We start from the raw sequence: 5,135 nt of genomic DNA, 5'->3' as shown, positions 1-5,135 counted from the left end.
GCCGCCAGGGCCGGAGCGGGGCTGGTGACCCTGGCCGTGCCCGCAGAACTGCAGGATGTTATGGCTGTAAAGCTGACGGAAATAATGACCGTCGGACTCCCCGGAACCGGGGAGGGAACGCTGGCCCGCGGTGCCCGGAGCGACATCCTGGCTCTGCTGGAGAGGGCCGATGTGCTGGCTATCGGTCCCGGTCTTTCCCGGCACCTGGAAACTGTGGCGCTGGTGCGGGAGTTGTTGCCCGTCCTTCGGGTACCCTGCGTTATCGACGCTGATGGCCTGAACGCCCTGGCCGGAGATGTCCACCTGTGGAGCCGTATTTCCGTACCTGTGGTAGTTACGCCCCACGAAGGGGAGATGGCCCGCCTGCTGGGTCGTCCCGTGGAGGAGATCCGCCTCCGCCGCCTGGCGGTGGCTGAGGAAGCGGCAGCGGCCTGGGGCGTGGTTGTTCTGCTGAAGGGGGCTGCTACACTGATCGCCTGCCCGGATGGCACTACTTATATCAATCCCACCGGTAACCCCGGTATGGCCACGGGGGGCAGCGGGGATGTCCTCACCGGGGTGATTACAGGGCTTCTGGCCCAGGGCATGAGTGCTTCCCGGGCCGCGGCGGCGGGTGCCTACCTGCACGGCCTGGCCGGTGATATGGCTGCCCGGGCAAAAGGCATGAGGGGTCTGCTGGCGGGCGATATTCTGGAAACGCTGCCATCTGCCATAGCGAAGGTGGAATGTGATTGCCCGGCCTGGTAGTTTCCTGGGAGACCTGGCCGTATTCAGTGTTCCCCCCCGTTGTGATGGACGCATGCAAGCCCACGGTCCCGCTGGTATGGAAGATGGCAGAGAATAATTTTTTCCCGCAGTCCCTCCAGTACAGAGAATAGTTCGGGGTGGCGGGCGAACCATTCTGCGGGTACTTTGACTTTTCGTTTTCTTATGGCGTCAGGCATGGCAGGCAGTTCCTCCTGCCACAGCCCGGCCGGGATCACGTCCATCAGCCGCTCGCGGGGTTCCCACAGGTTTACCAGGGGGGATACGGCGTAGCGTACTTCCCGGGGTGAGTATCCGAACAGTGTGCAGGTGTTAAATATATCCTCCAGGTTGGTGGATATACGCTTACTGCGTTGATATTCGTCTTCCAGGATGGTTTCCAGGTAGTCCTGGGATACGGCCAGGGGTTGATTGGGAGCGGGGTTGGAGCTGTGACTTTCCGGTTCATTTCGACTGGAGGAAGCGTGAAGCACCAGTACCCCCAGTACATGGTTGCCATTGTTCCTCGCATAAAGACAATCCCGGCCGGAGTCCCTGCGCCAGAGGGGGTAGCTGTGCCGTAACATTACGGTTGGCCCGCTATTTCCGGTATGAACGACATCACATGCGGGAGGCCCTGCTGGATCTATGTTTCCACCAATTATTAATAGCCAGGGGCCTGATTCTCTTTCCAGCGACAATATCTCTCTTTCCAGCCTTTCCCGGTCCCCGTGGGTGAAAAGGTGGTGGTAAAGGACAACCCGGCACCCGGGCAGGGCGGATTTGATTGCGCAGGCCACCTGCACCGCTTCCAGGACAGCAGGGGTGTATACCACCTGCCTGAGTCCCCGGTGGTAATATTCCTTAATCTGGTCCAGCCTTTTCCCCCGGCGGCGGATTAACTCAAACAGGGGCCTTTTTTGTCGTGTAAAGTGATCTTCCACCACATAACCCGCATCTGCCAGGTGTTTTTTTAAGGCCGGGGCGAGCAACGCATCCAGAATTATATGGGGGATCTTCATTTTCCGCAGCAGCGCCAGGGCATCCAGGACGTAAGGAAAGGCCGGGTTCCCCGGCTCGGGCAGCCCGTCCACAATTACTACCGCTTGCATCAGGTTGCCCAGTATGTAATCGGCCTGGCGCAAGCCGTGGACAAGTGAGAAAACCAGGTGGTCCAGGGTAGCCACCGTTACCGGAAAAGCAAAGATGTTTTCCCGTGAATTGGTGGCCGTACCGTTGGGACGGCCATTGCTGGTTTGCGGAGGGATCCCCCAGAGGTAGGGGTCGTTTCCGTAATAGCTTTCTGCATGCACCAGGGCCACCTGTTCCGGGTTCAAGAAACGGCCCAGTCTCTGGCGGGTGAAGCCGGAGGCGATTTGTCCCGGGCAGAGCCACACCAGCTTTTCCCTGCATCTGTCCCGTCCCAGGGACCTGGCCCGGGTCAGTGCGAGGGTTATCCTGTCCGTGCCCGGGGGTGCCAGGAGCAGTACAGAACCGTTACCGCCAGCCGCTGCACCGGCTGTGTCGACTGCCGCAGTGGCCTGCCCGTCAAAATGGGGGTACGGACGATCATAATTTACTGCACTTCCGTCTGACAGGCCGGTTTCGTGCCTTAACAGCGCCCCGCAGAACGTTCCATCAGCCGGGTCGGCCTGGTGAAAGGCCCGGCTGGCCTGGCTGTCGCAATACTTTAAGAGTGTAATGGCAAAACAATACAGGGCCTTTATACGGGCGGCGCTCCCCCACCGGTTGACCCCCTGCTGAAGCCGCGCTACTTCCTTCTGCAGTCTTTCTTTCAAGCAGGCTTCTGCAATGTAGGCGGGAGGGCGGAAAATCGGCCGGGCGGAGAGGGAAAAGATGTCCGTAAAATAACTCTCATACAGATTGCGATAGCTCTCCAGGTAATCCTTTATCTGGTCGATTAGATAGGTTACGCGGGGGAGCAGTTCAAAGCTGTAGTAGAGACGGTCAAAAGGCTGGGTGTGGTGAGTGAGCACCAGTATCCTTACCAGGAGGTTATACTCCGGAGGCAGGTCCGTTTCCACCAGGGGCAGGCTGAAAAAGGTATGGGAAAGCTCCCGACTCAGCTGCTCTTTGAGCAGCCGTTCCTGGAATTCTCTGGTGGCCTTGCCTATATCGTGTAAAAAGAGGGCGAGAAAAAGTACCTGGCAAAAATCTGTAAAGGACAGGTTCTGCTCATCTACCAGCCTTTTGACCACCGGGCCGCGTTCCCGCAGGTAGCGGGACAAAACAATCAGGGCATCTTCGGTATGGCCCGCGAGGGTTTGATATGCGTTCACGCCCGTGCGTTTTTTGGCCAGGATGGGTATGGACATGGAGGTCTCCTTTTTAAAAAATTTTTTTATTCCATATTACTCTATGACGGGGAGCGAAAACAAGGGTATTGTGGCCAGCCGGGAAGGAATTCAGCAGCGAAAAACCGAAAAACTACATAATCAAAAGGAAGTGGGGATAAGTTAGTTTCCACTACTCAAGGGGAGGGGTTAAGACCTTGGAGCGAATCTGGGCACCGTGGCGAACGGTTTACATCGGTAAGCAGAAGGAAGAGGGATGTATTTTTTGTGAAAAGTTGCAGTCAACGGAAGATGAAGCCAATTACGTGCTACTGCGGGGGCGGGAAAGCTTTGTTCTTTTGAATCTCTATCCATACACCAACGGACACCTTCTTATCGCGCCCAAAAGGCACGTTGGAGAGCTCACGGAGCTTACGGATGGCGAGTTGCTGGAGCTCGGTAAAATGACCCGGCGGGTGGTCTCTCTTTTAAGGGCGGCCTTTAACCCCGATGGTTTCAATATCGGGGTCAACCTTGGTACGATTGCCGGTGCCGGTGTACCGGGCCATTTCCACATTCACGTGGTGCCCCGTTGGGCCGGAGACACCAACTTCATGCCCGTCCTGGGGGACGTACGGGTTATCTCCGAAGCTCTGGACACAACCTACCGCAAGCTCAAGGAAGCTCTGGCCGGGGAAAAAGCCTGAAACGCATAAACCGGACGGAAACGACGGTGCGCTGGCTCCATAGAAGCACAGGGTACGGCACCCTGGTGACCGGGAACCAGCGCACACTCTCATAAATGTTCAGTTTGCCCGCTCAAGACTGGGCGTTTTCCGGAGTATCAGCACTCTATGCCCGGATAGGGGCGGAGCACGCGCTCATCAATGTCGCTTAATGAGGCACATCCGGTGAGGATCATAGCCTGCTTCAGCTCACCGGTTAATTTCTCCAGGACAAACTTCACCCCTTCGGTACCTCCGCCAAAGGCTCCAATCACCAGAGGCCGGCCCACCAGCACCGCATCGGCTCCCAGGGCCAGCAGTTTTAGCACGTCGACCCCTGAGCGAACACCACCATCCGCCAGTATGGTCACCCGGCCTTTTACGGCCCTGGCGATGGCCGGCAGTACCTCGGCCGCTCCCGGAGTATGATCCAGAATGCGCCCGCCGTGGTTGGAAACCACAATGGCTGCCGCTCCCGCTTCAGCTGCCAGTTCGGCCTCGTCCACGGTCATGATACCCTTAACGATAAAGGGCAGGCGGGTGGCGTTGACCAGTTCCCTGAGTTCGTCAGCTGTTTTGGGGCCTACAGGTTGTCCAAACAGGGCCATGGTTACCAGCCCCGCTCCGTCAACGTCCACCCCCACCGCCGGAGCACCGGCTTCTTCGGCCCTGCGTATGCGCTCAATGATGGCCTGTTGCTCCCGGGGTTTGATCACCGGGATACCATGTCCTCCTTCTCTGGCGATGGCTTCCAGCCCGGAGTTATAATATTCCGGGTCGCCACCGTCTCCCGACATGCCCAGGCTGCCGGCCCCGCGGGCCCCCGCCATGATCATCCCGATAAACTCCCCTTCCGTAAGGGCACCCCCCATGTTATAGGACACACCGGTCATCGGTGCGGCCAGAATGGGGGTGGCCAGTTCCCTGCCAAACAGGGTGATCCTGGTGTCCGGGTTCCGGGCGCCGTGAAGCGTACGCAGGTTTAAACGGTAGCGGGCCAGAGCTTCTATGTTTGCCTTAAAGGACGCTCCCGTACCGGTCCCGCCCATACCCGGGACCTCTCCGGCACAGGCACGCCCGTCACAGTTCGGGCAGACCCTGCAATAACCCTTCAGTTTTTCCCTGGCTGCTTCCTGCAATTCTTTCCAGTTCATAAAAGCGATTCCTCCTACTCCTCCAGTGTTCAGACCATCTTATTAACTTCCCCCTTTTTTTGCGTTTTCCTGCTTTGTAGAGTCCAGTAACCCGGCGGGATGCGGCGCTGTCCCTGCCCGCCCCCCGGTGATTCTCGTTGCGGCGTCGCATCCCCCGCTTTTTTTAAAAATGCGGGGCCCAGGCGACCAGAGGTAGTTCGAAGATGTGGGCAAAGTCG

General features: G+C 58.1%; 4 protein-coding genes. 2 read left to right on the top strand and 2 right to left on the bottom strand.

The genetic code is table 11. From position 1 onward, the window contains the following. Positions 1-747: NAD(P)H-hydrate dehydratase (locus tag ACPLUI_RS10620; protein WP_424660237.1), on the top strand; the 747-nt coding region annotated here is incomplete at its 5' end. 23 nt (positions 748-770) lie between these two features. Here ACPLUI_RS10620 and ACPLUI_RS10615 read toward each other — a convergent pair. Continuing rightward, positions 771-3,080, bottom strand: a complete 2,310-nt coding sequence (locus tag ACPLUI_RS10615) for a CRISPR-associated endonuclease Cas3'' (protein WP_424660236.1) — start codon at positions 3,078-3,080, stop codon at positions 771-773. Positions 3,081-3,256: 176 nt separating this feature from the next. Between ACPLUI_RS10615 and ACPLUI_RS10610 the strand changes: the two genes are divergently transcribed. After that, positions 3,257-3,745 carry an HIT family protein gene (locus ACPLUI_RS10610; protein WP_424660235.1) on the top strand — a complete coding sequence of 163 codons (489 nt, stop codon included), beginning with the start codon at positions 3,257-3,259 and terminating at the stop codon, positions 3,743-3,745. A 137-nt stretch (positions 3,746-3,882) separates the two neighbouring features. Here ACPLUI_RS10610 and ACPLUI_RS10605 read toward each other — a convergent pair whose 3' ends face one another. After that, positions 3,883-4,917, bottom strand: coding sequence for an alpha-hydroxy-acid oxidizing protein (locus tag ACPLUI_RS10605; protein WP_424660234.1), 1,035 nt, complete (start codon positions 4,915-4,917; stop codon positions 3,883-3,885). Between the last annotated feature and the right edge of the window lie 218 nt (positions 4,918-5,135).

Origin of the sequence: Desulfofundulus sp., from assembly GCF_049701015.1 — a bacterium.
Classification (GTDB): domain Bacteria; phylum Bacillota; class Desulfotomaculia; order Desulfotomaculales; family Desulfovirgulaceae; genus Desulfofundulus.
This window is presented reverse-complemented; position numbering and strand designations above follow the sequence as displayed.